Below are 3,373 nucleotides of genomic sequence, written 5' to 3'. Positions count from 1 at the left end.
TGCTGTCGGGGGTGCCCGCCCCCCCCCCCCCCCCCCCCCCCCCCGCGCCCCCCCCCCCCCCCCCCCCACGCCACATCGGCCGATCCGGTCGGCTGCTGCGGCATCCACGTCGGTGACCACAGCGCCTGTCTGGCTCACCTGAACGAGGCCGACCGCGCCGCCTACCTCGCGACACTGTCACCCGGCGCCGACATCGACTACCGTGGCACCCCCTTCACCCCTGAACTGCTGAATCAGTTGCTCGCCGCCTTATGCGATCCCAGCACCGGTAAGCCCCACATTGGCGTCGCCCGGTTTGGCCAGGCAACCTTCTCCGGCGGCGCCCGGTTCGACGGGGCAACCTTCTCCGGTGACGCCCGGTTTGGCCAGGCAACCTTCTCCGGCGGCGCCCGGTTCGACGGGGCAACCTTCTCCGGCATGGCCTGGTTCGGCTGGGCGATCTTCTCCGGCGTCGCGCATTTCGGCTGGGCGATCTTCTCCGGTGACGCCCAGTTCGACGGGGCGTCCTTCTTCGGTGACGTCCAGTTCGGCGAGGCGTCCTTCTCCAGCGTCGCCCGGTTCGGCAGGGCGTCCTTCTCCGGCGTCGCGCATTTCGGCTGGGCGATCTTCTCCGGTGACGCCCGGTTCGGCGAGGCGTCCTTCTTCGGTGACGCCCAGTTCCACGAGGCGTCCTTCTCCAGCGTCGCCCGGTTCGACAAGGCGTCCTTCTCCAGCGTCGCCCGGTTCGACAAGGCGTCCTTCTCCAGCGTCGCCCGGTTCGACAAGGCGTCCTTCTCCGGTGACGCCCGGTTCGACAAGGCGTCCTTCTCCGGTGACGCCCGGTTCGACAAGGCGTCCTTCTCCGGCGACGCCCAGTTCCACGAGGCGCGGTTTGAAGTGGCTTCGCGCCTGGGACCGCTGGTGTGTGGCCAGCGGGTGGTATTAGACGCTGCGGTGTTCCAGCAGCCGGTAACGGTAGAGATAGCCGCCCGTCAGATGAGCTGTGCGCGCACCCGCTGGGCGTCGACCGCCACGCTGCACCTGCGCTACGCCGAGCTGGATCTCAGGGACGCGATCTTGGAGTATCCGGTGCTGGTCGCCACCCGCCCCACCCCTTTCCCCCCGCCCAACTGGATGGGCTGGCCGCCAGAGACCGCGTTGTCCGGTCTGGAACCCGGTGTGGGTCTGGCGTCGGTGGGCGGGGTGGACGCCGCGCACCTGGCACTGCACGACATCGACCTGAGCGGGTGCCGGTTCGCCGGCGCCGTCCACCTCGACCAGCTGAGGGTTGACGGCTGGTGCACCTTCGCCACCACCCCCGCCGGATGGAACCGGCGCTTTCCCTGGCGGTGGAGCCGGCGCAACACACTGACCGAGGAGCACCACTGGCGAGTCGGCGCCGCCCGCCACCCCGATCAGGCCGTCGCCCTGGGCTGGATGAGCCCGCCGCAGGACGCCCCGAAGTTGAAGCCGGCGGCGGTGGCAGCGCTGTACCGGCAGTTGCGCAAGTCGCTGGAGGACGGCAAGAACGAGCCGGACGCCGCCGACTTCTACTACGGCGAGTGCGAGATGCGCCGCCACGACACCACCCGGCCCCGGGGGGAACGAGCGCTGCTGAGCCTCTACTGGGCCCTGTCCGGGTACGGCCTGCGCGCCACCCGCGCACTGGCCTGGCTGGGGGCGGCCATGGCTGTCACGATCGCGGTGATGGTGCTGTGGGGCCTGCCCGCCGACGCCCCGAAGCCGACCACCACCGGCCGCCAGGCCGCAGTCGGACAGGAGATCGTCCTGACCACCGACACCCCCGAACCGGTCAACCCCACCGGCCCGCCGGCCGAACGGGTCACCACCGAACGGGTGGAGAAGAGCCTGCGGGTGGTGATCAACTCGGTGATCTTCCGCTCCTCCGGCCAGGACCTCACCACCACCGGCACCTACACCGAGATGGCCTCCCGGCTGGCCGAACCCGTCCTCCTCGGCCTGGCCGTACTCGCCGTACGCAGCCGCGTCAAACGCTGACCATCACCCACACGGTCGAAGAGACAACGGCGTCCCACCGGGCATGAAGTGATCGGTGCGCTCGCACCGCCCGAGACACCGCACGGAGGATTCCAATGCCCAGGTCACAGAAGCGCCCACTGAAATCCTCCGTGCGGCCCGACAGCGAGGCGAAGGTACCCCCAGCCGGCTTCAGGCCTCACGGCTGTGATCCGAGCTCCTGGCGGACATCGAGGTAGCAGCGCAGCCGTACACCCGGCTCGCCCGGCACTCGAATCGCGCTGTCCGCCGAAGCGGTCGCCCAGCGCCCGGCAAGCAGCGCCTGAACGGCGAATGCGGTCTGGTCGTCACACGCTGCGACGTCGACGACGGCCAAGCCCGGCTGCGCCACGTGCGCTTCGCTGATCGGCTTCATGCCCGGCACGACGTATCCGTGAGCCTGCAAGTTCCCGCGCCATGGCACGTTCACCCGACCGAGTAGCGCCATCACCGGCCCCGGGCCTCGCCCCCCGACCCCCCTCGCTGCCGTCGATAGGCGCTCACCCCCGGGATTCGATGCGCTTCACGCCAGCGTCGCGGTCCGGGGGTCGACCCGTTCGTGGACACACTGCTTGGTGACCGGATCCAAGACGGCGACCTTCAGCGGGCTCTGGGCGGCTTCCTCGACACGCGACAACCAGGCCCGGCCCGGGACCAGGATGGTCAGGTCCGCAGGCCACCCGGCGAGCGCCGAAGGATCAGGGCACACCACACCGGCCAGCTGGAACGCGGCCCCCTTGCGCGGCCGGCTGTAGAGGAGCAGCCCGTTGCCATGGGCGGGGCTCTGGTCGCCGCATGTGACGGCCTTGCCGGAGGCGGAGCAGACCAACTGCATGAACGCGCGCCACAGCCCGGCCTTGATGCCCGCGTGCTCGAAGAAGTCCGCCAGCCGCTGCTGCTCCGCCTGCTGCTCCTCATGTGCCTCTTCCTCGGCGGCCAGCCGACGGTCCTCGGCAGCCAGTCTGCGCTGCTCGGCGGCCACTCGGGCTCGCTCGGTGGCAACGGCCTGCTGCTGTGCGGCCCGTCGGCGTTGCTCGGCCGCAGCCGCCTGTTGGACGGCTTCGCGGCATCGGCCTCCAGCCGGGCTCGGGCGATGGCCAGGTGGACGTAGCAGTGGGCGGTCCACCACACCGTGCCGTCCGGGCCGGTATGAGCATGGACCCGTCCCTGGAGAATCCCCCGGACCGCCTCGATGAGGGAACAACTGATGTGCGTCCACGCCGCCTTCGTCTTCACCGTGCGCGGCGCCGCCCAGGTTCAGGGGGCGGGCAGCGCGGTCACGGGCAGCGCGCCCTGCGATGCGCCCGCCCGAGGGCTGCCCGACGAGCAGCGCCCACCCCAGTGCCGCCTGCATCGG

3 protein-coding genes are annotated in these 3,373 nt (G+C 70.8%); 1 reads left to right on the top strand and 2 read right to left on the bottom strand.

Annotation, left to right across the window (positions count from 1 at the left end; all coding sequences use genetic code 11):
- Positions 1-102 precede the first annotated feature (102 nt).
- Positions 103-1,998 (top strand): pentapeptide repeat-containing protein, encoded by a 1,896-nt coding sequence (locus tag ABTZ58_RS39880; protein ID WP_351368362.1) that lies wholly within the window; start codon positions 103-105, stop codon positions 1,996-1,998.
- 178 nt (positions 1,999-2,176) lie between these two features.
- Here the strand turns inward: ABTZ58_RS39880 and ABTZ58_RS39875 are convergent, their stop codons facing one another.
- Both ABTZ58_RS39875 and ABTZ58_RS39870 read right to left on the bottom strand, forming a co-directional pair.
- Positions 2,177-2,392, bottom strand: a complete 216-nt coding sequence (locus tag ABTZ58_RS39875; RefSeq protein ID WP_351368359.1) for a DUF6207 family protein — start codon at positions 2,390-2,392, stop codon at positions 2,177-2,179.
- Between the two features lie 147 nt (positions 2,393-2,539).
- Positions 2,540-2,998 carry a hypothetical protein gene (locus ABTZ58_RS39870; RefSeq protein ID WP_351368357.1) on the bottom strand — a complete coding sequence of 153 codons (459 nt, stop codon included), beginning with the start codon at positions 2,996-2,998 and terminating at the stop codon, positions 2,540-2,542.
- Positions 2,999-3,373: the final 375 nt, after the last annotated feature.

The sequence above is a fragment of the Streptomyces sp. NPDC094143 genome (assembly GCF_040303825.1).
Lineage (GTDB): Bacteria > Actinomycetota > Actinomycetes > Streptomycetales > Streptomycetaceae > Streptomyces.
Note: the sequence above shows the minus strand (reverse complement) of the source record. Positions and strands in the feature narration are given on the sequence as shown.

What these genes read in the sequence shown, in the direction of transcription:
- ABTZ58_RS39875 (WP_351368359.1), bottom strand. Translation starts at nt 2,392, where the DNA reads ATGAAGCCGATCAGCGAAGCGCACGTGGCGCAGCCGGGCTTGGCCGTC.